This is a genomic window from Cedecea selenatireducens, from assembly GCF_042138895.1.
Lineage (GTDB): Bacteria > Pseudomonadota > Gammaproteobacteria > Enterobacterales > Enterobacteriaceae > Cedecea > Cedecea selenatireducens.
This window is the reverse complement of the sequence record NZ_JBHIKW010000005.1, coordinates 326,808-350,247: the sequence shown is the minus strand read 5'-3', so window position 1 is coordinate 350,247 and position 23,440 is coordinate 326,808. Positions and strand designations below refer to the sequence as shown.

Here is a 23,440-nt window from a genome sequence, read left to right as displayed (position 1 = left end):
CACTCTCGGTTGGCAAAGCCCATTGACCACATTTTTAGTGGTACAATTCTCGCTGTTTTCCTTATTTCCGCCGACAAACCATGACCACCACCGAATTTAAGCGCCCAAAACTGACGCTGCCGGACGGCGCAAGCAAGTTGCTGCTGCATACCTGCTGCGCGCCCTGCTCTTCCGAAGTGATAGAGGCTTTGCTTGCCTCTGGCATCGACTTTACGATTTTTTTCTACAACCCCAATATCCATCCGCAACAGGAATATCTCATCCGCAAGGAAGAGAATAAGCGTTTTGCTGAGCAACATGGCGTGCCCTTCATCGACGCGGATTATGACGTCGATAACTGGTTTGCGCGTGTGAAAGGCATGGAGTGGGAACCCGAGCGTGGAGCCCGCTGCACGGTCTGTTTTGATATGCGCCTGGAGCGCACCGCGCTTTATGCCGCAGGGCACGGTTTCGGTGCAATTTGCAGTTCTCTGGGGATTTCACGCTGGAAGAATTTTGAGCAGGTCTGCGACTGCGGCCAGCGGGCGGCGGCTCGTCATCCGGGAATGTTTTACTGGACCCACAACTGGCGTAAGCAAGGCGGCTCCGCGCGCACGGTAGATATCTGCAAACGCGAGCAGTTTTATCAGCAGGAATATTGCGGCTGCGCTTATTCTCTGCGCGATGCTAACGCTTACCGTAAGTCACAGGGAAAAGCGTTAATAAAACCGGGTAAATTTATTTCTGTTATATAGAGTTAACATAAAAGATTAACAGGCCGTTGAGCCTGTTAATCCTTTTTATCTCTTCAGGATCCTAGCGCTTAGCTGGCAACTTTTTGCCATCGTTGTTGTACAGTACGGCGCTTATCAATAAGAGGGGCATGTTGAGGAGTAGACACCATGCCATTGCCTCTTTCAATGAAGCTCTGCTGCCAGTGTGTTGGTAGCGCTGTATTCGTGGATGCATAAAAGTTAAACAACTCCTCACTGGTATCAAAAATACTCCATGCGCCCTTATGCACCATCGCTACCGGAAATGGCCCTGGCCGGGCAACTATGCCAAGGTAGCCGTTATCTTTAACCACCTTATCGTTTTCATACTCCCACATGTAAGGGACAAAACTGACCTGAGGCCCGTGACGAATAACATTCATAGCCGTCAATTCGAAAGGTCTGGAGGGATCAACTTGCGCAACCCCCCTGTTAATCAGATCTTTTACACCTCTTTCTTCAGCACTTTCCGCTGCGGGTATGTGACCTCTCCCCCCCGAGAATTTAATAATATCGTGCATATCATAATCACCGGTGTACGGCGTGATCACTTTATGTTTGATCCACGAATTCACCAATTCATTATCCATAGTAGAAGTAAGACTTATTGGGTAAGCTAAATCCTCTCCACCAGCTTTGTTATGAGCATAAATTCCCTGCACTCCAGATTTATCCCACTTGCCAACCCGACCCACAAAGCCGCTTGCTTTTGCCTGTTCAAGCGCCGCCCCAGCTTTTTCCCCATAAGACGATTTCAGAGATCCAGGTTTAATGGTTTTCTCAAGAATATTATGGCCCTTTGCTGCAGCCCCTTCGCCCAAAGCTGTAATAGTAAAAGTACCAGCCTCTCTGACGCTCATGGCGATATTTTTTTCAATGGATATGCGTTCAAACACCTGCATATGTAAAGGGTGAACAAAGGCTTCTCCGACTAATTTCCTTGCGCTTTGTCCTTCACGGAGTAATCCATTGCTGTCATGGAAAGACGTAGGATTGTTTCCTACCAGCAAATACAGATTCAGCCCGTCCACCGTGCCCGCAGGGTCAGCGCTCAGCCAGCGGCCTACCCACGGCTGATAATAGCGGTAGCCGTAGTAATACAGCCCCGTCGCGTCCCGCTCTTTGCCCGAGTAACGGATAGTTTTATAGTTGGCTTCAGTCTGGCTTCTGGCCGCCAGAATGGCCGTGCCGCCGTACGGGTAGTACTCTTCCATGCTAATCAAGTTGCCGCTGCCGTCCAGCTCCAGCTGGCTGCCGCCGGTGAGATTGTCGTAGCTGTAGCGCAGCGGGTCGTTGTTCACGCCCGCCGGTTTGCCCGCCGCCCAGTGCAGCACCCGCACCTGCGCCCGGCCCGCCTCACCCACGGTGATGACCTGCAGGCTTTCCGTTTCCGTACTGCCGGTTTGGGTGGTTCGCAGCTCCAGCCCCGGCAGGTACAGCGCCCGCTGCGTCTGCGTGCTGTTCCCGGTTTGCTGCGTGCTCACCTTCAGGACGCGCTGACTGCCGCAGTCATAGCGGTAGCTTTCGCTGTCGCTCGCCTTGCCGTCGCGCTGTACAGGACTCACTTTCAGCAGCTCGTTGCGCGCCGTCCAGTTCAGCGTCTGACCCGGCTGCAGCTGTTTTTGCTGTCCGCCCGGCGTGAACAGCCCGTCCACATCCGACGGACTTTTTGCCAGCGTGCTCAACACGCCCCGGTTGCTGCGGTCGCTTATCGTGATATCCGTGGTGTAGCGGTTGTTGGTCGCCGCCGCGTTGTGGCGAATCCGCGTCAGATTGCCGCCGTTATCGTAGGCGTAAGTCCGGGTGTATCTGGTGAAAGCGGCACTGTCTGTCGGCAGGGGGATGGCGGCGGTAGGGAACTTACTGCTCTGCTGGCCCGCGTTTGCCATCTCGCACCCGGTGGTGCTGACCAGCTGGTACAGGCTGTCGTAAACGTAGGTATTTTCCGGCACCACTTTCTGATTTCGCCAGAAGCGCGTCTCTTCCGCGTCGTTGCGGATGCTCAGCACGTTGCCCACAGGGTCGTAGTCGTAGCGCAGGTCCTGCAGGACTTTTGCCCCTGAGGTGTGTCCCGCCGGACGTTCGGTTTTAATCCCCGTCAGGCGCTGCGTCTCAGGTTCATATGAGTAGGTGGTCACCACGCCGTTGCCGTGTTCTTCGCGCAGTTTCTGCCCGGCGGCGGAACAGGTCAGCGATTTCACGATGACCTGCTCCTGGCCGCCTTTCAGCGTCAGCCAGCTGCCCGCCAGCAGGCCAGCTATGTCATACGCCACGCGCTGTACGTTACCTTTTGCATCGGTGGTGGTAAGGACGGCGCCAGTCGCGTCGGCGGTGCTCTGCGTGGTCAGCGTTTCTGCGCCCAGCAACTCGTTCCAGGCAGATGCATCCGCCCCCTGCCAGTCGGCCACGTTATCCGGGTTATCGGCGTCTTTCAGCAGGCGACGGGTGACGGACTGCGGTACGCCGGTCAGGGCTATCGCGTCGGTCTGTTCCTGACCGGCGGTATCGTAATGGCTGATGCACAGCCCCGCCAGGTTCAGTTTTTTTTCTGCCGCACTGTTGCCTGCGTATACAAAGCGCTCCGCAATGCGGGCGGTTTTGCCTGTGACCTGTACCGTCACGCTCAGCGGACGCCCGGCGAGTGAAGCCGCTTCATACTGCCAGGTGTGCGTCACCGCCTCGCTCTTGTCTCCGGTGACGCCGACATTGCTGACCGCGATAAAAGGCCGCCCGGCCACGTCGTTCAGGCTCACGGTGGTGCCGTTGTCCACGCCCTGGGCGCACAGCACGTTACCGGCCAGGTCAGTGATGTACGTGAAGTTTGCCAGGCCCGTCGCCTGCAGGCGCGGGTCGGCGCTGCGGCTCAGAAACCCGCCAGGATTATACTGCTGCCGGGTGATACGTTCGTTGGTGGTGGTCAGGGTGTCAGGATGACGGTGATATTCGATACTGCGGACGCTCAGGCCCCGGTTGTCGAGAACCGTGACCGAAGGGGTGTGGCTGAACAGCGATGTATGCATAGATTTCTCTCGATAGTTAACTACGCGCCCTACTCCCGGCATTGAGACCCCAGGGAGCAGGGCGTTATTTGTTACTGGGATGCCGTGTCGTTCACGTCTTCAGCAAACGTAAACCACAGCGTGAACAGTGTTTTCCTGAAGTCTCCTTTTGCAGTTTTAACCTGATATTCCCGGCCTATTGCATCGAAGTAGTGAGTGTCGGCATACAGAATGTGTGAGGCGGCATCCGCGACGATTCGGCCGCCATCCAGCTGCTGTCACAATAGACCAGACATTGCGCCACCGGGATCGTGGTGATGATAGCCAGCGCCTCTTCTACCATCGTCGGGACGGGGAAGGTACTTTTTCTGTCGAAGGCTGTGTGTACCCCTGCGCCACGCCGTTTTCAGTCCCCCAGAACCGAGAGCTGGTCGGCCGTCCCACGCGTCCAGAGAGACTAACTGATGGTTATCGTTAGGATCGATGAGGTGATTGTGCGTCAGGAAACGATAGCCATAATCCTCATGGGTTCCTGCCCCAGCGGCATCCTGAATATACGTCACGGCACAATAATGGGTATCCCAGGTGATGGATGCTTTCTCGGTCAGCAAGGTGTCTTGCTGTTGCAGAGGGCGATAGTACTGGCTGGCAGAGCCAAAGTCCGTGAAACCTTTGCGGGCAACCCAGACCTTAGACTCACTGGTCAGCGCCAAAGGCCGAGTGACTGAGATATAACCGGCCTGCATCAGTTGCACGGTCAGCATCACGCCTAAATCTTTCAGCAGCTTAGCATCATATTGACTAAAACGGGGCGTAAAATGTGACCAGGCTCACGTGTCACCTGACCAGTATTCAGCAGGCAGCGTGTCATCAACGGTACGCACGCCGGTTGCGAACCAGCTCACGTGCCGGGAAGGAACGATAATATTATCTGAACCCGTGGCCTCCAGCTTGCGGGCCAGGGATGCCCACTTCGCCCAAGCCCATTGCAGAAGCCAGCGGTGGAAATGGTACAGGGACAACAGCCGGTTAATGGCCTCGCTGCCAGCCACCACGAGGTCAATAGCCTCCGCCGTTTATTCTTATCCGTCGCCAGCGCGGCCACTTCGGCAGCGCTCAGGCGCAGCGCATCAATCGTCAGGACGTACTGTCCCAGAATGTGCAGATAACCCGCCAGCGTGTCTTCTTCATTCCCTGCCCCTGGGGTCAGGTTCTCTTTCACCAACAAGGTGAGGAATGGTCTGAGTTTGAAATTCGCGTCGGTATCGCACCAAAGCGTTACGAAGAATGTAGAAAAGTTTCGGGTGGATGCACCAGAGAAGGATTGGAGCGGGCGAAGGGAATCGAACCCTCGTATAGAGCTTGGGAAGCTCTCGTTCTACCATTGAACTACGCCCGCTTTGAGGTGCGTGAGGCATTATAGACTTTCAGCTCTCGCTGGCAAGTGCCTTTGTGTCCAGGTGATGGTTTTTCAAGCACTTTTTAGACTAACAAGAGGGTTTAAGGTAGCGCTGCGGGTCGATCGCCGTAGCGCGATAGCGAATCTGGAAGTGCAAACGCACAGAATCTGCCCCCGTGTTGCCCATCGTGGCAATTTTCTGCCCGGCCTTCACTTTCTCACCCGTATTCACCAGCATCGTGTCGTTATGGGCATAAGCGGTGATGTACTCTTCGCTGTGATTGATCATCACCAGATTGCCATAGCCGCGCAGCTGGTTACCGACGTAAACCACCGTACCTGCGCCGGAAGCATAAATGGGCTGCCCGCGAGAACCGGAGATATCAATGCCTTTATTGCCGCCATCGCTGTTCGAGAACGGCTCAACGATGTTGCCCTTCGTCGGCCAAAGCCAACAGCGTGCTCCCACCGGCGGCGGTGCTACTTTGGCAATGGACGAGTTTTGTGTGCGAGAAGGCGCAGGGGTGTTTTTTGCCGTGGCGGTATTTTTCGGCCGGCTTGCAGAGCCTGAGCCTTTGATCCGAATACGCTGGCCCACCTGGATGGTGTAAGGCGCAGGTATCCCGTTCAGCCGGGCGAGATCGCCCACGCTGCTGCCGGTCATTCTGGAGATTTTAGAGAGCGTGTCGCCGCGTTTAACGGTGTAAACCGCGCCGCTGAAGGTGCCTTCGTTTCGGGTGCTTTTGGCTGATTTCGAGGAGGAGCAGGCCGTCAGCATCAGGCTCGTCATGATAATGAAAGCGGTGATGTGCCAGCGTTTAAAAATGCTTTCCTTGCGCAAACCAGTCCCCGGTAACGTTGATGAACTTGAGGGAAATCCCTCCCCTTGCGGAGAGGGAGAAAGATGTTACTTAGTCGGACGCAGAGCCGGGAACAGGATAACGTCGCGGATGGTGTGGCTGTTGGTGAACAGCATAACCATACGGTCGATACCAATGCCCAGACCCGCCGTTGGCGGCAGACCGTGCTCCAGGGCGGTGACGTAGTCTTCGTCGAAGAACATGGCTTCGTCGTCGCCTGCCGCTTTCGCATCAACCTGATCCTGGAAGCGCTGCGCCTGGTCTTCCGCATCGTTCAGCTCGGAGAAGCCGTTCCCGATTTCACGGCCGCCGATGAAGAACTCAAAGCGGTCGGTGATTTCAGGGTTTTCGTCGTTACGGCGCGCCAGCGGAGAAACTTCAGCCGGGTATTCGGTGATGAAGGTCGGCTGAATCAGGTGGCTTTCCGCAACCTCTTCGAAGATCTCGGTCACGATACGGCCCAGACCCCAGCTCTTCTCGATTTTGATGCCGATGCTTTCCGCGATGGCTTTCGCAGAGTCGAAATTATCCAGATCGGCCAGGTTGGTTTCAGGACGGTGCTTTTTGATAGCTTCACGCATGGTGAGCTTTTCAAACGGCTTACCGAAGTCGAAGGTTTCTTCGCCGTACTGCACTTCGGTGGTGCCCAGAACATCCTGCGCCAGAGTGCGGAACAGGGATTCGGTCAGCTCAATCAGGTCTTTGTAGTCCGCGTAGGCCATATAGAGTTCCATCATGGTGAACTCTGGGTTATGACGCGGAGAAATGCCTTCGTTACGGAAGTTACGGTTGATCTCGAAGACGCGGTCGAAACCACCCACCACCAGGCGCTTCAGGTACAGCTCAGGCGCGATACGCAGGTACATGTCGATGTCCAGCGCGTTGTGGTGCGTGATGAACGGCCGGGCAGACGCGCCGCCAGGAATCACCTGCATCATCGGGGTTTCAACTTCCATAAAGTCGCGACCCACCATGAACTGGCGAATACCGGCCATGATCTGCGAACGCACTTTGAAAGTGTTACGAGAGTCATCGTTAGCGATGAGATCCAGGTAACGCTGACGGTAGCGGGTTTCCTGATCGGCCAGGCCGTGGAATTTGTCCGGCAGCGGACGCAGCGCCTTGGTCAGCAGACGCAGTTCGCTACAGTGAATGGACAGCTCGCCGGTTTTGGTTTTGAACAGCTTGCCGCGCGCGCCCAGGATATCGCCCAGGTCCCATTTCTTGAACTGCTCGTTGTAGATGCCTTCCGCCAGGTCGTCGCGGGACACATACAGCTGAATACGGCCGCCAACGTCCTGCAGCGTCACGAAGGAGGCTTTCCCCATGATACGGCGGGTCATCATACGGCCAGCCACGCTTACCTCAACGCCCAGGTCTTCCAGCTCTTCGTTCTCTTTCGCATCGAAGTCAGCGTGCAGTTGGTCTGAGGTGTGGTCACGACGGAAATCGTTCGGGAATGGGATACCCTGCTCACGCAGAGCCACCAGCTTCTCACGGCGCGCTTTCAGTTCATTGTTAAGATCGGCTGCTGCGTCAACGCCCTGTGCTTGTTGTTCAGACATGTTGGTTCCTCATAACCCTGCTTTCAAACTTGCTTCGATAAATTTGTCCAGATCGCCGTCCAGCACCGCCTGCGTATTACGGGTTTCAACCCCGGTACGCAGATCTTTAATGCGGGAGTCGTCGAGGACGTAAGAACGAATCTGGCTGCCCCAGCCGATATCCGATTTGTTGTCTTCCAGCGCCTGCTTCTCAGCATTCTTTTTCTGCATTTCCAGCTCGTACAGCTTCGCCTTCATCTGCTTCATCGCCTGGTCTTTGTTCTTATGCTGAGAACGGTCATTCTGACACTGGGTCACGGTACCGGTTGGAATGTGGGTAATACGTACCGCGGATTCCGTACGGTTAACGTGCTGACCACCCGCACCGGATGCGCGATATACGTCAATGCGCAGGTCCGCCGGGTTGATGTCGATATCAATGTCGTCGTCCACTTCCGGGTAAACAAACGCGGAGCTGAACGAGGTATGGCGGCGGCCACCGGAGTCAAACGGACTCTTACGCACCAGGCGGTGAACGCCGGTTTCGGTACGCAGCCAGCCAAAGGCATAGTCGCCCTGAATGCGGATGGTCACGGACTTGATGCCCGCCACTTCGCCTTCGGACTCTTCAATAATTTCGGTTTTGAAACCGCGAGCTTCTGCCCAGCGCAGGTACATACGCTCCAGCATGCTTGCCCAGTCCTGCGCTTCCGTACCGCCGGAGCCTGCCTGGATGTCGATATAGCAGTCGGCGCTGTCGTACTCGCCAGAGAACATGCGGCGGAATTCAAGCTGCGCCAGCTTGGCGTCCAGCCCGTCCAGCTCGACAACGGCCTCGTTAAAGGTCTCTTCGTCGTCGGCTTCTACCGCCAGTTCGAGCAGGCCGGAAACGTCTTCCAGGCCCTGGGCCATCTGGTCTAAAGTCTCGACAATCGCTTCCAGCGAGGAACGTTCTTTCCCCAGCGCCTGTGCGCGTTCAGGTTCGTTCCAGACATCGGGCTGTTCCAGCTCGGCGTTTACTTCTTCGAGGCGCTCTTTCTTGGCATCGTAGTCAAAGATACCCCCTAAGAACGTCGCTGCGCTCTGTGAGGTCCTGGATGCGGCTTTTTACCGGGTTAATTTCAAACATGCGTAATTTCTTATGTTGATTTCAGAAGACGAAATGCAGTCGTAAACCGGAAAGTTTACCGGATTTACGCCGCATTTTGTAGCTTTGTCCCTGACATATAGCCAAGTAATTAACGCTGCGGCAGCGTTAAGAACGCGGGCTATATCGGCCAGAGATGATCGATCAAAAGCTGCACGCTTCGGTTGCCGCGAAACTCGTTCACGTCCAGCTTGTAGGCCAGCTCAACTTCGCGCACGCCGTTGTCCGGCCAGCGGGTGGTATCCACGTTGAAGGCGATACCGTCCAGCAGCGGGCCGCCGCCGACAGGCTCCACCATCACCTTCAGGTGGCGCTCGCCCACCAGGCGTTGCTGGAGGATGCGGAATTTGCCGTCAAACAGCGGCTCCGGGAACATTTGCCCCCACGGCCCGGCATCGCGCAGCATCTCCGCCACTTCCAGCGTCATTTCCTGAGCAGACAGCGGGCCATCTGACCAGATTTCACCCTGTAGCAGCGCCGGATCCAACCATTCACCGATCAGGTCACCAAAGCGCTGGCGGAACTCCTCAAAGCGAACTTCTTCCAACGACAGGCCGGCGGCCATTGCGTGACCGCCAAATTTCAGCATCATGCCAGGGTAAAGCGTATCCAGACGCTCTAAGGCATCGCGCATATGCAGCCCCTGAACCGAGCGACCAGAGCCTTTCAGCGTGCCGTCTCCCGCAGGTGCAAACGCGATTACCGGGCGGTGGAACCGCTCTTTGATGCGCGAGGCCAGAATGCCGACCACGCCCTGATGCCACTCCGGGTGATACATCGCCAGGCCATAAGGCAGTTCTTCGCTGCTGCGCTCCAGCTGCTCGCACAGCGTCAGCGCTTCAACCTGCATGCCCTGTTCAATCTCTTTACGCGTTTGGTTCAGCGCGTCCAGTTCGTTGGCCAGCATGCGTGCTTCGCCAATGTTCTCGCTGAGCAGAAGCGCCACGCCAACCGACATATCATCCAGTCGTCCAGCGGCGTTCAGGCGCGGCCCCAGCGCAAAACCTAAATCGCTGGCGGCGATTTTGTGCGGCTCACGGTTAGCCACTTCAAGCAGTGCGCGAATACCGGGGCGGCATTTACCTGCCCGAATACGGCTCAGGCCTTGCCAGGTCAGAATGCGGTTGTTGGTATCCAGCGGAACCACGTCCGCCACGGTGCCCAGCGCCACTAAATCGAGCAGTTCCGCAAGGTTTGGAATGGCCAGCCCACGCTGTTCAAACCAGCCGTTATCACGCAGATGCGTGCGCAGCGCCAGCATCAGATAAAACGCGACGCCGACACCGGCCAAAGATTTAGACGGAAACGCGCAGTCTGCAAGATTAGGGTTAATGATAGCTTCAGCGGCGGGAAGCGTTTCCCCCGGCAGGTGGTGATCGGTCACCAGCACCGGGATCCCCAGCGCATGGGCTCGATCAACGCCCGCATGGGAAGAGATCCCGTTGTCGACGGTCACTATCATCTGCGCGCCGCGGGCGTGAGCCTGATCGACTACTTCCGGGCTAAGCCCGTAGCCATCTTCAAAGCGATTGGGCACCAGGTAGCCAACATTTTCAGCGCCCATACTGCGTAGTGCCAGAACGCTCAGTGCGGTGCTGGTCGCGCCATCGGCATCAAAATCGCCCACCACGATGATGCGCAGGCCTTCGCGAAAGGCGTTGTAAAGCATCACGACGGCCTGATCTACGCCGCTGAGCTGCTGCCACGGCAGCATTCCTTTTACGCCACGTTCCAGATCCTGCTCATCACGCACGCCCCGGCTGGCATACAGCCGCTGGAGCAAAGAAGGCAGCGTAGCCGGAAGCGCCACCGAGCTGTCAACGGCCCGGCGGCGGAGTTGCGTTTGCTGTTTCACCCGAAATTAACCACCCGCTTTCATCAGTTGCTTGTGGGCGTCCAGCATTTGCTTCATCTCTTTTGGCCCCTGATAACCCGGGATCATGCTGCCGTTGCTCAGGACAATCGCTGGCGTCCCCTGCACGCCAAACTGCACGCCCAAGTTGTAGTGGTTAGCCAGGTTGATGTCGCAGCTTGCCGGTGCCACATCGCCGCCCTTCATTGCGGCATCGAACGCTTTGTTACGGTCTTTCGCGCACCAGATGGACTTCATATCGCTTTCAGCCTGGCTCTGCAGCCCCTGGCGCGGGAACGCCAGGTAACGCACGGTGATCCCCAGCGCGTTGTAGTCGCTGATCTCTTCGTGCAGCTTGTGGCAGTAGCCGCAGGTGATGTCGGTGAACACCGTAATCACGTGCTGCTCCTTCGGTGCTTTGTAGACGATCATCTCTTTTTCAAGCGCGTTCAGCTTGCCGATCAGCAGTTGGTTAGTCACGTTCACCGGCTGGGCGCCGCTCACGTCGTAAAGCGGCCCCTGAATCACATGTTTGCCGTCTTCGGTGACGTAGAGCACGCCGCTGTCGGTCAGCACGGTTTTCATTCCGGCAACCGGAGCAGATTGAATGTCTGCGCCCTGCACGCCGAGCTTCGCCAGGGATTGTTTAATGGCGGCGTCATCCGCGTGGGCAAAACCGGAAACAGAAGCGGCCAGCAGCGAAAGCAGCCAAAAACCTTTTTTCATGAGGATTCCTTTTTCTCTTGTGGCACTCACGCTCGAGGGTGGTGCTGTTGATGCAGCTGACGTAAACGCGCAGTCGCTACATGTGTATAAATTTGTGTGGTGGACAAATCGCTATGGCCCAGCAGCATCTGTACGACACGGAGATCCGCACCATGGTTCAGCAAGTGTGTGGCAAAAGCGTGGCGCAGCACGTGCGGAGACAGTTTTTCGCTGTCGATGCCCGCCAAAACAGCATAGTGCTTAATGCGGTGCCAGAAGGTTTGCCGCGTCATCTGCTGTGCGCGATTGCTGGGGAACAGCACGTCCAGCGACTGCCCGTTCAACAAGTCCGGGCGGCCATACTTCAGGTACTCTTCAATCCAGTACACGGCTTCTTCGCCAAGCGGCACCAGACGTTCTTTATTGCCTTTACCGATGACTCGCACCACGCCCTGCCGCAGGCTGATATCGCTCATGGTGAGCCCGACCAGCTCCGACACGCGAAGCCCGGTCGCGTACAAAACTTCAAGCATCGCTTTATCGCGTAGCTCAATAGGCTGGTCGGTACAGGGCGACTGTAACAGCCGTTCAACCTGCGCCTCGCTTAAATCTTTCGGCAAACGCTGCGGCAGTTTGGGCGATGAAAGCAGCGCGCTAGGGTCGTCTTCGCGCATTTTTTCACGATACAGATACTGAAATAGCCGCCGCATGGCGCTAAGCAACCGCGCAGAACTGGTGGCTTTATAACCGCCCTCAATACGCTCCGCAAGCAATCCCTGTAGGTCCGAAGCCTGAACGGTCAAAAAACTGAGCTGATGACGCTCCAGCCACTCTGCCACCATCGTGAGATCGCGGCGATAAGAAATGAGCGTATTTTCAGCCAGGTTTCTCTCCAGCCACAGCGCATCCAGAAATTGTTCTATACGGGCCTTATCCTGTTCCACGCGTCACTCCCGGTTTGGCGAATTGTGTCCATTATGCATGATGGCGAGTGGGATCTGGTACACTTGGCCCTCTGCACGCTATTAAAATGAGTTTTTATTGTTATGAACATTGGTCTTTTTTACGGCTCCAGCACCTGCTACACCGAAATGGCGGCCGAAAAAATTCGCGACATTATTGGCCCAGAATTGGTGACGCTGCATAACCTGAAAGACGATGCCCCGGCCTTGATGGAACAGTATGACGTTCTGATCCTCGGCATCCCGACCTGGGATTTTGGCGAGCTGCAGGAAGACTGGGAAACCGTCTGGCCGCAGTTAGATGAGCTGAATCTGGAAGGCAAACTCGTGGCGCTGTACGGCATGGGCGACCAGTTGGGCTACGGTGAGTGGTTCCTGGATGCGCTAGGTATGCTGCACGACAAGTTAGGCCCGCGTGGGGCGCAGTTCATTGGCTACTGGCCAACCGAAGGCTATGAATTTACCAGCCCAAAACCGGTGATTGCCGACGGGCAGCTGTTTGTCGGCCTCGCGCTGGATGAAACCAATCAGTACGACCTGAGCGACGAACGGATTGAAACCTGGTGCGAGCAAATCCTTGGCGAAATGGCCGAGCGTTTCGCCTAAATCTGCCCGCTTCCGCTCGCCTGTTGTTGCATCAGCAGGCGACGTAAATCACGCCATTCGCCGATGTCCATGCTGTCAGCGGCCAGCCAAAGATGCTGGCAACGCTGTTTACCGGGCCGACGCAGTCTTAGCATCGCACCGCTGTCAATCATCCACGGATTCCCGACGATGTCCCAGTCACGCCCCTGCCAGCGCAGGCGAAAGTCCGTCAGCAGCTTGATTTCGCCCTGACGTGCGTGAATGCGGCGCTGGCTACGCACGCTGTCGAAAACCACCAGGGAAAGCAGCAGCATCCAGACGAGCGTATAGCTCATCGGCCACGGCGTCAGCAGCACAAGCAGTGCCACCAGACCGTGGAGAAGCAATGAAAGCCACTGCGCGCGCCAGGAAACCCGGAGATCAGATTGCCACAGGACCACGTTCTTTATTCCGTGTCTGAATCAGGCTAACCATACGCTGAAGCTCCGTATCCGCAGGTTTACCGTGGTTCATCAACCAGTTAAACAGATCAGGATCGTCAGACTCCAGCAGGCGGACAAACAGCTGCTTGTCGCTGTCGCTAAGCGTTTCATATTCATGTTCGAAGAACGGCATAATCGAAATATCGAGCTCGCGCATTCCACGGCGGCATGCCCAGTGAATTCGGGCTTTATTATTGATATCCATGTGCTCTTTCCTGCTTAACCATCAAGTTGGGTACCGAGTTAGTGTAACGTGTTTTCGTCAGCGGGATTACCGGAATGTTTTATTGTGCGCACTTTCCCGGCACAAAGCGCTGTAACAGCATCGATTGCACCAGATTCTCCGAGGCTGCTCGTAAACGCACGAATGGCGTTATCAAACTGCTTGCATTGCCCTCAGGCTCTTTTACCATTGAGAAATTAAACCGTTGGATAACCCGGGATCTTTGTTATGGCTTTTAATCCGTTTCCTCCTCGCCAGCCCAGTGCCGCCGCCCGTCTGCCGCTGACGCTGATGACGCTTGATGACTGGGCTCTTATCACCGCAGTGGGCGCAGACGCTGAGAAATATCTTCAGGGTCAGGTCACCGCTGACGTGGCTAAGCTTGATGCAGGCCAGCACCTGCTGTGCGCTCATTGCGATGCCAAAGGCAAAATGTGGAGCAACCTGCGCCTGTTCCATCGCGGTGAAGGCTTTGCCTTTATTGAGCGCCGCAACCTGCGTGACGCACAGCTAACGGAGCTAAAGAAATATTCCGTCTTTTCCAAAGTCACCTTCAATGCGGATGATGCCAGCGTCCTGCTTGGCCTGGCTGGCTTCCAGGCACGTTCTGCGCTTGCTGCCGTCTTCGAAACGCTGCCGGATGAACAAACCCAGGTTGTACAGCAGGGTGCAACAACATTGCTGTGGCTGAACCTGCCTGCGGAACGCTTCCTGATTGTTACCGATGAAGAAACGGCGCAGCGCCTGACGGAGAAACTGCGCGGAGAAGCACAGCTCAACGACAGCCAGCAGTGGCTGACGCTGGATATCGAAGGCGGTTTGCCGGTTATTGATAGCGTGAACAGCGCGCAATTTATTCCTCAGGCGACCAACCTTCAGGCGCTGGACGGGATCAGCTTTAAAAAAGGCTGCTACACCGGGCAGGAAATGGTCGCCCGAGCCAAGTTCCGCGGGGCGAACAAACGAGCCCTCTGGCTGCTGGCCGGTACCGCAAGCCGCGTGCCTGAAGCAGGCGAAGATCTTGAGCTGCAGATGGGTGAGAACTGGCGTCGTACCGGCACCATATTGGCCGCCGGGCTGCTAGAAAATGGCCGTCTTGTGGTGCAGGCCGTAATGAATAACGATCTGGAGCCGGACAGCGTTTTACGCGTGCGTGACGATGCCAGCAGCAGGCTGGCGCTTGAGCCACTGCCTTATTCTCTGGAAGAGAGTTAATCGAAAGCTGAGCCCCCTATATAGGGGGCTTTGTTTTATCGCGGGTTAAGCGTTTTAGCGGATATAGAGATAAATCGCGAGGAAGTGGCAAACGCTGCCGCCCAGCACAAACCCGTGCCAGATAGCATGGTTGTAAGGAATGCGTTTGCAGACGTAGAAAATAACCCCAAGCGAATAAACGATGCCGCCAATCGCCAGTAGCGTCACGCTGCCCGGCGCCAGTTTGACCACCATCTGGTAGATAACCACCAGCGACAGCCAGCCCATCAGCAGATAGGTCACCAGCGACAGCACCTTAAACCGGTGGGCGATAGTGAGCTTGAACAGGATCCCGGCCAGCGCCAGGCTCCAGATAACAATCATCAGCCCTTTTGACAGCGGCGAGTTGAGCCCCACCAGTAAAAAAGGCGTATAGGTACCGGCAATAAGCAGGTAGATGGCGCAATGGTCGAACTTTTTCAGCCATCGTTTAGCCCGCTCGTGCGGGATGGCGTGGTAGAGCGTTGAGGCAAGAAACAGCAGGATCATGCTGCCGCCGTAAAGGCTGTAGCTGGTAATCGCCGTCACGCTGGCGTTGGCGTCAACCGCCTGCACCAGCAGCAATACCAGGCCAACGATGCCGAACACCAGCCCAATACCGTGGCTGATGCTGTTGGCTACTTCCTCAGCCAGAGAATATCCATGCGCGATAAGTGGTTTGCGAGCCATCTGGCTCCTCCCGGAGATATAGAAGAATAAAGCAGCACCACTAGCCTAACTGAGAATGATTCCAGTGAACACATGTAAGCTAAAATAAATGTGTGAGCGCCTGTGACGACCTCGGTTCGTCAGTCTGGATGATTTCTTTTACAATCAAACGACAGCGTAAAAAACAGGAAAAAACACGATGCAACAGGCATTTGGCGAGATGAGTGAGGTCATCCATTTTTTGATGGAGATCGATAAGCTCAAGCTGGTTCAGCGCCGTACCAAAATCATCGGCCATGAACGCCATGAGAATTCCGCGGAGCACAGCTGGCATTTTGCCCTGGCGGCGATGAGCCTTGCACCCTGGGCCAGGGAAGACGTGAATATTCAGCGAGTGATTCAGATGGCGCTGCTGCATGACATCGTGGAGATCGACGTTGGCGATGTGCTGGTTTACGACATTGCCGCCCGTGAAGCCATAGCCGACAAAGAAGCCGCGGCCGCTAGCCGCCTGTTTGGTTTATTACCCGCGCCACAGGGGCCACAATTCCTTGCGCTGTGGGAAGAATATGAGTCGGGCACCAGCCCTGATGCTCGTTTTGCCGGAGCGCTGGATCGTATTTTGCCTATCCTGCTGAATCTGCATAACGAAGGGCAAAGCTGGCGGGAGAATAATATTTCCCTGCAGCAGGTATTAACCCGTAACGCACAGGTGGGAGAAAGCTGGCCGGAATTATGGCAACATGTCGAGCGCCAATTATATCTGGCACACGAGAAAGGCTGGCTGCGTTAGCCCTGGCCGTTAGCAAAAGTCGACTCAGCAGGAAGAGAGAGTATGTTTACCCACGCGGCAATCGCCAACCTGAACGGTCTGGAAATGATGGTCTACAACTTTGTCATTAAAAACAAAGACAAAGTGATGTACATGACCATCCGTGAGCTGGCAGATGCCGCAGGCGTCTCCACCACCACCGTGCTGCGTTTTTGCCGCAAGCTCAACTGTGAGGGGTATTCCGAGTTTCGCGTTCGCTTTAAATTATATCTGGAGCAAACGGAATCTCAGCCAGCTAATTTCGGCAGCAGCGAAATCATCAGCTTTTTTAAAAGCACCAATAACGAAGAATTTGATACTCTCATCGACCACGCGGTAGATATTATATGTTCATCTGAGCGTATTATTTTTGTCGGTGCGGGAACTTCAGGTGCATTAGCAAAATACGGCGCACGCTTCTTTTCTAACGTCGGTAAATTCAGTAACCATATCGACGATCCTTATTTTCCGGTTACCAACGATATGGCACGTAACGCGCTGGCTATTGTACTTTCGGTTTCCGGCGAGACGGAAGAGATCTTACGCTTTGCCAGCCAGTTCAGCCTTCACCACTGTAAAGTGATGTCTATCACCAGCCATGAGAACTCGTCGCTGGCTAAGTTAGCCGACTTTAATATTTCCTGGCATATTCCACCGGTACGTATTGCCGGGGTTTATGACATCACTACACAAATTCCCGTTATTTATATTCTTGAAACCATTGGCCGCCGTCTGGCAAAAAGAATGCTATAAAAAACACCCTGTTTTTTATTTGTGACAAATCACAATTCACGCTATTTGTTATATCGTGACAATCCCATTTCATTTGTTAGACTCGAAAACAGAAATAATACATTCAGCGCCACAGTGTGATTCAACGCACATTATTTCCTGCGCTAACGATGAGATGAAATAATATGAAACAACTGAAGTTACCGAAGGACTTTTTATGGGGCGGCGCGGTTGCCGCTCACCAGGTAGAAGGCGGCTGGAACAAAGACGGTAAAGGCCCAAGCATTTGTGACGTACTGACGGGAGGCGCCCACGGCGTGCCTCGTGAGATTACTCAGCAGGTTGTACCCGGTAAATATTATCCGAACCATGAAGCAATTGATTTTCATGGCCGCTACAAAGAAGACATCAAGCTTTTCGCCGAAATGGGCTTCAAGTGCTTCCGCACCTCGATTGCCTGGACCCGTATTTTCCCTAATGGCGACGAACTGCAGCCTAATGAAGCCGGCCTGAAGTTCTACGATGACATGTTCGATGAGCTGCTGAAGTACAACATCGAGCCGGTTATCACCCTCTCCCACTTCGAAATGCCGCACCATCTGGTCACCGAATACGGCGGCTGGACCAGCCGTAAAGTGGTCGATTTCTTTGTTCGTTTCGCCGAGGTCGTGTTCGAGCGCTACAAGAGCAAAGTGAAGTACTGGATGACGTTTAACGAAATCAACAACCAGCGTAACTGGCGCGCGCCGCTGTTCGGCTACTGCTGCTCTGGCGTGGTTTACACCGAGCACGACAACCCGGAAGAGGTGATGTACCAGGTGCTGCACCACCAGTTTGTGGCGAGCGCAATGGCGGTGAAAATCGGCCACCGCATCAACCCGGAAATGAAGATTGGCTGCATGCTGGCGATGGTGCCGCTGTACGCCTTCTCCTGTAAGCCAGAAGATCAGATGTACGCCCAGGAGTCGATGCGCGAGCGTTACGTGTTTACCGACGTGCAGCTGCGTGGCTATTACCCTTCTTACGTGCTGAACGAGTGGGAACGCCGCGAATTCAACATCAAAATGGAAGCCGGTGACGAGCAGATCCTGCGCGAGGGTGTTTGCGATTACCTCGGGTTTAGCTACTACATGACTAATGCCGTTCAGGCCGAGGGCGGCAGCGGCGATGCACTTTCCGGCTTCCAGGGCAGCGTGCCAAATCCGCATGTCAAAGCCTCCGACTGGGGCTGGCAGATTGACCCGGTTGGCCTGCGCTATGCGCTGTGCGAACTGTATGAGCGTTATCAGAAGCCGCTGTTCATCGTAGAAAACGGCTTTGGCGCTTACGACAAGGTCGAAGCCGACGGCTCCATCAACGATGACTACCGTATTGATTACCTGCGTGCTCACGTTGAAGAATTGAAAAAAGCCGTGACCTACGATGGAGTGGACCTGATGGGCTATACGCCATGGGGCTGCATCGACTGCGTGTCGTTTACCACCGGCCAGTACAGCAAGCGCTACGGCTTTATCTACGTGAACAAACACGACGACGGCACCGGCGATATGTCTCGCTCCCGTAAAAAGAGCTTCAACTGGTACAAAGAAGTGATAGCCAGCAACGGCGAGAATCTCTAAGTAGAAGGCGCCGTTATGGCGCCTTTGTTGTTTAAACGGGCAGGCCAAACCGGAAACAGGCTCCGCGCTGCGGCAGGTCGACCAGGGAAATATCGCTGCCGTGAAGCTGCAGCATCTGTCGGACGATCATCAGGCCAAGCCCGCCGACCCTGAGCCGGGACTGATGCACAATCGATGGCCTTACAAACAGCCCTTCTTTGAGCTCCTGCGGAATACCCGGCCCGCTGTCGCTGACCTGCACCATCACTTTATCCAGCTCTTTCCATAGCCGGACCGAAATCACGCCTTTGTCCGGCGTATGGCGGATCGCGTTGTCCAACAGATTGGTCAGCACACGCTCAATCATGCTGACATCGGCTTCAATCAGCGGCAATCCAGGCTGGATGTCAGCCAAAAGCTCAAGTTGGCGAGTCTGCGCCGGTAGCTCAAATTTCTGGAAAACATCCTGCAGCAGTTCGCTGATAGAGAAACTCTCCTTGTGCGGCTTCACCACGCCATATTCCAGGCGGGCCAGCTCAAACAGCGACTGCGCCAGCGCGCCCACCTTCTGGCTTTGCGCGAGGGCGATATCCAGATAACGTTTTTTATCGGCCTCGCTCAGGGTGGCCGACATTACCGACAGGCTTTCAAGATAGCCATGCAGCGACGTCAGCGGAGTGCGCAGGTCATGAGATATATTGGCGATAAACTCGCGCCGCAGCTGATCCTGCTGCGTCAGGCTGTGCCACTGCTCGGAGATTCTCCCCGCCATAGCAATCACCCCGTGACGGAGTTGGGCAAGCTCATCCCCGTCCTGCTGTGGATTTTGCGGGAGCGCCGCCATCGCCTGCATTTCTGCCATACCACCCGATTCCAGGGCCTTAACGTGCTGCGAAAGTTCGCGTAGCGGGCGCGTGATCCAACGGAACGCCAGGCCGCCAACCACCAGCCCCAGCACGCAGATCAGGCTCAACAACAGCAGGCTGAGCTTCAGGACAGCATCAAACTGGGCGCTGTTGGCGAGCTGATTATAGGTTTCCCCCAGCAATACCACGTACAAATAGCCTTCCAGCTTGCCGTCGCGCAGCATCGGCGCCACGCTAAATACCTTTTGCCCATCAAGGCTGCGTGGGTCATCGCCGTAAAGCGGGAACTTATCGCCTTTCAGCGCGGCCTGAAGCGGCGCGAGATCGACCTGATGACGCTTTATATGCCCATCCGGAGCCGCATCACCAATAATGTTGCCTTGCTTATCCAGCAGGTAAACCTCCACGCTGGGATTCACCGCCATCAGGTGATCGAACAGCGTTCGCACCGAGTCTTTGTTCAGCCCATCCTGCCCAAGCAGCGGGTAGCTTTGGTTGATGTGCTGAGCCAGGTCACCGGAAAGTTGCTGGATAACGGCCTGGCTGTACTGCGTACTGGTACGGACCTGCAGCCAGCCCAAAAAGGCGCAGGCGGTCAGCAGCAGCACGGCAAAAACCAGCGTCAGGCGCCGGGAAAGCGTAAGAATTCGCATAGGGTTACTCACGTATCAGGGCGGTAAATTTGTAGCCTTTACCCCACACGGTGCGGATAAAATTCGGCTCCGCCGGGTTGTCTTCAATCTTAATGCGCAGGCGGTTGATGTGGGTGTTAACGGTGTGCTCGTAGCCTTCGTGCTGATAGCCCCAGACCTGGTTGAGCAGATTCAGCCGCGAAAACACTTTGTCCGGATTGCGGGCGAAGAAATAGAGCAGGTCGAACTCACGCGGAGTTAGCTCTACCGGCAGTTGATTCAGGCGAACGTCTCTGGCCAGAGGGTCAATAGAAAGCGGGCCAAAGGTCAAAGTCCCGGCATCTATCTTAAGGTTCTGGCTCATGGCCTCCTGGCGGCGGAACAGCGCCTTCACGCGGGCCACCAGCTCAAGCATTGAAAACGGTTTTGCCAGATAATCGTCCGCGCCCAGCTCAAGCCCAAGCACGCGGTGCGTTTCGCTGGAGCGGGCGCTGATCATGATAATCGGCGTGTAGCGCGTCATGCTTCTGGCAAAACGGCAAATCTCGAGGCCATCGACGCCGGGCAGCATCAAATCGAGGATTAGTGCATCCCAGCCGCCCTGTCTCAGCTTTTCCAGCCCGACATTGCCGTCGGCGGCATGAACGATTTCAAAGCCTTCTTCCCGCAGATGCAGCTGCAAAAGCTCGGCGATATTCTCGTCGTCTTCCACGATTAAGATTTTTTTTGCCTGATTCACTTTGTCCGTCCCCACACGCCTGGCATAACCAAAGTTTACACAACTCGCGTCGGTTAAGTTGTCACATTTAATTTAACTTTGCGTGAGGCAATCGGGAACAAATCCGGCCAATACTCGCTGCATCGAATCACGAGGAAGCCGGACGATGGAAAGCTCAACGCTGCATACCGCCCCACCGCTCATTCACCCTTTATGGCTGAGGCTCTGCCACTGGCTGAATGCGCTGGCGATGCTGATTATGGTCACCAGCGGCTGGCGCATTTATAACGCCTCTCCGCTGTTTAATTTTCAGTTTGCCAATGAACTTACCCTCGGCGGCTGGCTGGGCGGCGCGCTGCAGTGGCACTTCGCCGGGATGTGGCTGTTTGCGGTCAACGGCATGATTTACCTGCTGTGCAATCTCTTCAGCGGCCGCTTCAGGCAGAAATACTGGCCTCTTTCACCTCGTGAATTCTTCCAGGATGCCTTTGCGGCGCTGCGGGGGAGATTAGCCCACGCCGACCTCAGCCATTACAACATGGTGCAAAAGGCGGCCTATCTGTTCGTTATCGCCGACAGCCTGCTGCTGGTTGTTTCCGGCCTTGTCGTGTGGAAATCCGTGCAGTTTGCCCTGCTGCGAGAATTGCTTGGCGGCTACGACACGGCGAGGTTTATCCACTTTTATGCCATGTCCGCGATGGTCGGTTTCGTGGTGGTTCATCTACTGATGGTGGCGCTGGTACCCCGCACGTTGCTCGCCATGCTCCGTGGCCGTTGAGGAAGAAACATGAGCGATAAAAACGAGATCATTAAAGAAGCGACGCAGCTGATTAATAAGCAGCTCACCCAGGAAGGCCGCCGTCGTTTTTTAAAGCAGGGCTTAACGCTCGGCGGCATCGCGATGCTAACCGGCTGCGATATCAGCGATAACGCCACGGTTGAAAGCTCGCTCGGCAAGATTTCACGTTTTAACGACCGCATTCAGGCCTGGCTGTTTAACGGCAGCCAGCTGGCACCGGTTTACCCGGAAAGCATGATCGACCTTAACTTCCCGTTTAACGCTTTCTACGGCGAGGATGAAGCGCCGGATATCAACGGCGACAGCTATCGCCTTGAGCTTGCCGGGCTGATTACCGACAAGCGCCCCTGGACCCTGGCGCAGCTTCACCAGATGGCGCAGGTGAGCCAGGTGACTCGCCACATCTGCGTTGAAGGCTGGAGCGCCATCGGCAAGTGGGGCGGCGTGCCCTTTGCCCTGTTCCTGAAAGGTATTGGCGCGGATCTGCGGGCTAAATACGTCAGCTTTAAATGTGCGGATGACTACTACACCAGCATCGATATGGCCACTGCGCTGCACCCGCAAACGCTGATTGCTTTAACCTGGGATGGCAAAGTCCTGCCGCGCAAATACGGCTACCCGATGAAACTGCGCATCCCAACCAAACTCGGCTACAAGAACCCGAAACATATTCAGGTTATTGAAGTCACTAATCGCTACCCCGGCGGCTACTGGGAAGACCAGGGCTATAACTGGTTCGGCGGTAGTTAATTCTCTGTATCTCACTGTGAACGTAAGGAATCAAAAAATGAAAAAGATCTACGCTGCCCTGCTGTGCTCCACCATGCTGTTCGGGATTGCCGGTGCCAACGCGGCCGACTCGATGAGCAAAGATTCTATGGCCAAAGACGGCATGGGCAAAATGACCCACACCTGTAAAGATGGCATGAACAAGGACGGCATGAAGAAAGACTGCATGTCCAAAGATGGGATGAAGAAAGACGGCATGAGCAAAGACCATATGGGCAAAGGCAGCATGGCCAAAGACGGTATGGCTAAAGACAGCATGAGCAAGCAATAAGCCTTACGCTACGCCAGTCTCACCCTCTTCTGGCGTAGCGATCTTATTTCCCACCTGCCGCATCAATAAACGTACCGGTCACGTAAGAAGCCTTCTCGCTCAGCAGCCAAACAATGGTTTCTGCTATTTCTTCCGGCTGGCCGCCGCGCTGCATCGGCAATGCCGTTTTCACCCGATCGACTCGCCCCGCTTCTCCGCCGGAGGCATGCATTTCGGTATAAATAAAGCCAGGCCGCACGCCGTTCACGCGGATGCCCTGCGCGGCAACTTCAACCGCCAGCCCGGTGGTCAAAGTATCGACCGCGCCTTTTGACGCCGCATAGTCCACATATTCTCCCGCGGCCCCTAAACGGGCCGCGGCAGAAGAAACGTTAACAATCGCCCCGCCTTCCCCGCCGTGTCGATATGCCATGCGTTTCACCGCTTCCCGGCAGCAGAGAAAATATCCGGTAACGTTAGTCGTCAGCACACGGTTAATACGATCCGCCGTCAGATTTTCAATCGTCGATTGTTGAAACAGGATCCCGGCATTGTTCACCAGCGCGGTCACCGGCCCAAACGCGTTATCGATTTCTGCAAACATCGCCATCACCTGAAGCTCATCGGCGATATCCGCCCGCAGCGCCAGCGCTTCGCCGCCGCTGGCGACAATCGTATTAACCACTTCGTCCGCAGCCTGCTTATTGCGAAGGTAGTTAACCACCACTTTATATCCATGCCGGGCCAGTAAAAGCGAGGTGGCTTTGCCGATTCCCCGGCTGCCGCCGGTAACCAGAGCTATCTGCATGTGTCTTCTCCAGAAACAAGAAAGG

24 protein-coding genes and 1 tRNA gene are annotated in these 23,440 nt (G+C 55.4%); 9 read left to right on the top strand and 16 right to left on the bottom strand.

Annotated elements, in window-relative coordinates:
* The first annotated feature begins 80 nt into the window (after positions 1 to 80).
* Positions 81 to 734, top strand: a complete 654-nt coding sequence (locus ACE38U_RS11345) for an epoxyqueuosine reductase QueH (protein WP_375529762.1) — start codon at positions 81 to 83, stop codon at positions 732 to 734.
* Positions 735 to 802: 68 nt separating this feature from the next.
* On the opposite strand, the gene ACE38U_RS11340 is transcribed toward ACE38U_RS11345, so the two are convergent.
* The 10 genes from ACE38U_RS11340 to xerD form a co-directional block, all read right to left on the bottom strand.
* Positions 803 to 3,772, bottom strand: a complete 2,970-nt coding sequence (locus ACE38U_RS11340) for an RHS repeat domain-containing protein (protein ID WP_176981613.1) — start codon at positions 3,770 to 3,772, stop codon at positions 803 to 805.
* A gap of 257 nt (positions 3,773 to 4,029) precedes the next feature.
* On the bottom strand, positions 4,030 to 4,518 hold the full coding sequence (locus ACE38U_RS11335) for a hypothetical protein (RefSeq protein WP_375529761.1): 489 nt from the start codon (positions 4,516 to 4,518) through the stop codon (positions 4,030 to 4,032).
* Positions 4,519 to 4,581: 63 nt separating this feature from the next.
* Complete coding sequence (locus tag ACE38U_RS11330) at positions 4,582 to 4,803, bottom strand: hypothetical protein (RefSeq protein ID WP_375529760.1); 222 nt, start codon at positions 4,801 to 4,803, stop codon at positions 4,582 to 4,584.
* Between the two features lie 273 nt (positions 4,804 to 5,076).
* Positions 5,077 to 5,150: transfer RNA gene (locus ACE38U_RS11325), tRNA-Gly, on the bottom strand.
* Between the two features lie 88 nt (positions 5,151 to 5,238).
* Entirely contained in the window at positions 5,239 to 5,991 is a 753-nt protein-coding gene (gene actS, locus ACE38U_RS11320; protein WP_375529759.1) for an amidase activator ActS, read from the bottom strand.
* Between the two features lie 66 nt (positions 5,992 to 6,057).
* Positions 6,058 to 7,575 carry a lysine--tRNA ligase gene (gene lysS, locus ACE38U_RS11315; protein ID WP_038479176.1) on the bottom strand — a complete coding sequence of 506 codons (1,518 nt, stop codon included), beginning with the start codon at positions 7,573 to 7,575 and terminating at the stop codon, positions 6,058 to 6,060.
* A gap of 9 nt (positions 7,576 to 7,584) precedes the next feature.
* Positions 7,585 to 8,683 (bottom strand): peptide chain release factor 2 gene (prfB, locus tag ACE38U_RS11310; protein ID WP_375529758.1). Its coding sequence is split into 2 segments (ribosomal slippage): positions 7,585 to 8,607 and positions 8,609 to 8,683, totalling 1,098 coding nucleotides; the frame shifts between segments, so codons are not numbered across the junction.
* Positions 8,684 to 8,822: 139 nt separating this feature from the next.
* Positions 8,823 to 10,556, bottom strand: coding sequence for a single-stranded-DNA-specific exonuclease RecJ (gene recJ / locus ACE38U_RS11305; protein ID WP_375529757.1), 1,734 nt, complete (start codon positions 10,554 to 10,556; stop codon positions 8,823 to 8,825).
* Between the two features lie 6 nt (positions 10,557 to 10,562).
* Positions 10,563 to 11,279, bottom strand: a complete 717-nt coding sequence (dsbC, locus tag ACE38U_RS11300) for a bifunctional protein-disulfide isomerase/oxidoreductase DsbC (RefSeq protein ID WP_176981601.1) — start codon at positions 11,277 to 11,279, stop codon at positions 10,563 to 10,565.
* Between the two features lie 26 nt (positions 11,280 to 11,305).
* Positions 11,306 to 12,202 carry a site-specific tyrosine recombinase XerD gene (xerD, locus tag ACE38U_RS11295; RefSeq protein ID WP_375529756.1) on the bottom strand — a complete coding sequence of 299 codons (897 nt, stop codon included), beginning with the start codon at positions 12,200 to 12,202 and terminating at the stop codon, positions 11,306 to 11,308.
* Positions 12,203 to 12,304: 102 nt separating this feature from the next.
* Here xerD and fldB point away from each other — a divergent pair, with 102 nt between their 5' ends.
* A complete protein-coding gene (fldB, locus tag ACE38U_RS11290) occupies positions 12,305 to 12,826 on the top strand; it encodes a flavodoxin FldB (RefSeq protein WP_038479157.1) in 522 nt (173 codons plus the stop codon).
* Here the strand turns inward: fldB and ACE38U_RS11285 are convergent.
* Together ACE38U_RS11285 and sdhE are read right to left on the bottom strand one after the other, a co-directional pair.
* Positions 12,823 to 13,245: a protein YgfX gene (locus ACE38U_RS11285; RefSeq protein WP_038479154.1), complete on the bottom strand. Its 423-nt coding sequence runs from the start codon at positions 13,243 to 13,245 to the stop codon at positions 12,823 to 12,825. The two genes, fldB and ACE38U_RS11285, sit on opposite strands and share 4 nt — an antisense overlap.
* A complete protein-coding gene (sdhE, locus tag ACE38U_RS11280) occupies positions 13,226 to 13,492 on the bottom strand; it encodes an FAD assembly factor SdhE (RefSeq protein ID WP_038479151.1) in 267 nt (88 codons plus the stop codon). Before sdhE ends, ACE38U_RS11285 begins: the two co-directional genes overlap by 20 nt.
* Before the next feature lie 246 nt (positions 13,493 to 13,738).
* Between sdhE and ygfZ the strand changes: the two genes are divergently transcribed.
* Positions 13,739 to 14,725 (top strand): tRNA-modifying protein YgfZ, encoded by a 987-nt coding sequence (gene ygfZ / locus ACE38U_RS11275; protein ID WP_375529755.1) that lies wholly within the window; start codon positions 13,739 to 13,741, stop codon positions 14,723 to 14,725.
* Positions 14,726 to 14,779: 54 nt separating this feature from the next.
* On the opposite strand, the gene trhA is transcribed toward ygfZ, so the two are convergent.
* Positions 14,780 to 15,433, bottom strand: a complete 654-nt coding sequence (gene trhA / locus ACE38U_RS11270; RefSeq protein WP_038479145.1) for a PAQR family membrane homeostasis protein TrhA — start codon at positions 15,431 to 15,433, stop codon at positions 14,780 to 14,782.
* A 178-nt stretch (positions 15,434 to 15,611) separates the two neighbouring features.
* Between trhA and ACE38U_RS11265 the strand changes: the two genes are divergently transcribed.
* The 3 genes from ACE38U_RS11265 to ACE38U_RS11255 all read left to right on the top strand — a co-directional run bounded on the left by ACE38U_RS11265 (position 15,612) and on the right by ACE38U_RS11255 (position 18,574).
* Positions 15,612 to 16,205: an HD domain-containing protein gene (locus ACE38U_RS11265; protein ID WP_038479142.1), complete on the top strand. Its 594-nt coding sequence runs from the start codon at positions 15,612 to 15,614 to the stop codon at positions 16,203 to 16,205.
* Between the two features lie 42 nt (positions 16,206 to 16,247).
* Positions 16,248 to 16,976 (top strand): MurR/RpiR family transcriptional regulator, encoded by a 729-nt coding sequence (locus ACE38U_RS11260; protein ID WP_038479136.1) that lies wholly within the window; start codon positions 16,248 to 16,250, stop codon positions 16,974 to 16,976.
* 164 nt (positions 16,977 to 17,140) lie between these two features.
* Positions 17,141 to 18,574: a 6-phospho-beta-glucosidase gene (locus ACE38U_RS11255; RefSeq protein ID WP_176981598.1), complete on the top strand. Its 1,434-nt coding sequence runs from the start codon at positions 17,141 to 17,143 to the stop codon at positions 18,572 to 18,574.
* Between the two features lie 31 nt (positions 18,575 to 18,605).
* Here the strand turns inward: ACE38U_RS11255 and ACE38U_RS11250 are convergent, their stop codons facing one another.
* On the bottom strand, positions 18,606 to 20,072 hold the full coding sequence (locus tag ACE38U_RS11250) for a sensor histidine kinase (protein ID WP_038479130.1): 1,467 nt from the start codon (positions 20,070 to 20,072) through the stop codon (positions 18,606 to 18,608).
* Positions 20,073 to 20,076: 4 nt separating this feature from the next.
* Positions 20,077 to 20,790 carry a response regulator transcription factor gene (locus ACE38U_RS11245; RefSeq protein ID WP_038483201.1) on the bottom strand — a complete coding sequence of 238 codons (714 nt, stop codon included), beginning with the start codon at positions 20,788 to 20,790 and terminating at the stop codon, positions 20,077 to 20,079.
* A gap of 145 nt (positions 20,791 to 20,935) precedes the next feature.
* Here ACE38U_RS11245 and ACE38U_RS11240 point away from each other — a divergent pair, with 145 nt between their 5' ends.
* The 3 genes from ACE38U_RS11240 to ACE38U_RS11230 are packed head-to-tail and all read left to right on the top strand — an operon-like array spanning position 20,936 to position 22,628.
* Positions 20,936 to 21,547, top strand: a complete 612-nt coding sequence (locus ACE38U_RS11240) for a cytochrome b/b6 domain-containing protein (RefSeq protein WP_375529754.1) — start codon at positions 20,936 to 20,938, stop codon at positions 21,545 to 21,547.
* A gap of 9 nt (positions 21,548 to 21,556) precedes the next feature.
* Positions 21,557 to 22,318 carry a molybdopterin-dependent oxidoreductase gene (locus ACE38U_RS11235; protein WP_375529753.1) on the top strand — a complete coding sequence of 254 codons (762 nt, stop codon included), beginning with the start codon at positions 21,557 to 21,559 and terminating at the stop codon, positions 22,316 to 22,318.
* 37 nt (positions 22,319 to 22,355) lie between these two features.
* Positions 22,356 to 22,628, top strand: coding sequence for a pentapeptide MXKDX repeat protein (locus ACE38U_RS11230; RefSeq protein WP_176981596.1), 273 nt, complete (start codon positions 22,356 to 22,358; stop codon positions 22,626 to 22,628).
* Between the two features lie 43 nt (positions 22,629 to 22,671).
* Here ACE38U_RS11230 and ACE38U_RS11225 read toward each other — a convergent pair whose 3' ends face one another.
* A complete protein-coding gene (locus ACE38U_RS11225; RefSeq protein ID WP_375529752.1) occupies positions 22,672 to 23,415 on the bottom strand; it encodes an SDR family oxidoreductase in 744 nt (247 codons plus the stop codon).
* Positions 23,416 to 23,440 lie beyond the last annotated feature (25 nt).

What these genes read in the sequence shown, in the direction of transcription:
- ACE38U_RS11345 (WP_375529762.1), top strand. Translation starts at nt 81, where the DNA reads ATGACCACCACCGAATTTAAGCGCCCAAAACTGACGCTGCCGGACGGC.
- ACE38U_RS11340 (WP_176981613.1), bottom strand. Translation starts at nt 3,772, where the DNA reads ATGCATACATCGCTGTTCAGCCACACCCCTTCGGTCACGGTTCTCGAC.
- lysS (WP_038479176.1), bottom strand. Translation starts at nt 7,575, where the DNA reads ATGTCTGAACAACAAGCACAGGGCGTTGACGCAGCAGCCGATCTTAAC.
- dsbC (WP_176981601.1), bottom strand. Translation starts at nt 11,279, where the DNA reads ATGAAAAAAGGTTTTTGGCTGCTTTCGCTGCTGGCCGCTTCTGTTTCC.
- fldB (WP_038479157.1), top strand. Translation starts at nt 12,305, where the DNA reads ATGAACATTGGTCTTTTTTACGGCTCCAGCACCTGCTACACCGAAATG.
- sdhE (WP_038479151.1), bottom strand. Translation starts at nt 13,492, where the DNA reads ATGGATATCAATAATAAAGCCCGAATTCACTGGGCATGCCGCCGTGGA.
- ygfZ (WP_375529755.1), top strand. Translation starts at nt 13,739, where the DNA reads ATGGCTTTTAATCCGTTTCCTCCTCGCCAGCCCAGTGCCGCCGCCCGT.
- trhA (WP_038479145.1), bottom strand. Translation starts at nt 15,433, where the DNA reads ATGGCTCGCAAACCACTTATCGCGCATGGATATTCTCTGGCTGAGGAA.
- ACE38U_RS11265 (WP_038479142.1), top strand. Translation starts at nt 15,612, where the DNA reads ATGCAACAGGCATTTGGCGAGATGAGTGAGGTCATCCATTTTTTGATG.
- ACE38U_RS11260 (WP_038479136.1), top strand. Translation starts at nt 16,248, where the DNA reads ATGTTTACCCACGCGGCAATCGCCAACCTGAACGGTCTGGAAATGATG.
- ACE38U_RS11255 (WP_176981598.1), top strand. Translation starts at nt 17,141, where the DNA reads ATGAAACAACTGAAGTTACCGAAGGACTTTTTATGGGGCGGCGCGGTT.
- ACE38U_RS11250 (WP_038479130.1), bottom strand. Translation starts at nt 20,072, where the DNA reads ATGCGAATTCTTACGCTTTCCCGGCGCCTGACGCTGGTTTTTGCCGTG.
- ACE38U_RS11240 (WP_375529754.1), top strand. Translation starts at nt 20,936, where the DNA reads ATGGAAAGCTCAACGCTGCATACCGCCCCACCGCTCATTCACCCTTTA.
- ACE38U_RS11235 (WP_375529753.1), top strand. Translation starts at nt 21,557, where the DNA reads ATGAGCGATAAAAACGAGATCATTAAAGAAGCGACGCAGCTGATTAAT.
- ACE38U_RS11230 (WP_176981596.1), top strand. Translation starts at nt 22,356, where the DNA reads ATGAAAAAGATCTACGCTGCCCTGCTGTGCTCCACCATGCTGTTCGGG.
- ACE38U_RS11225 (WP_375529752.1), bottom strand. Translation starts at nt 23,415, where the DNA reads ATGCAGATAGCTCTGGTTACCGGCGGCAGCCGGGGAATCGGCAAAGCC.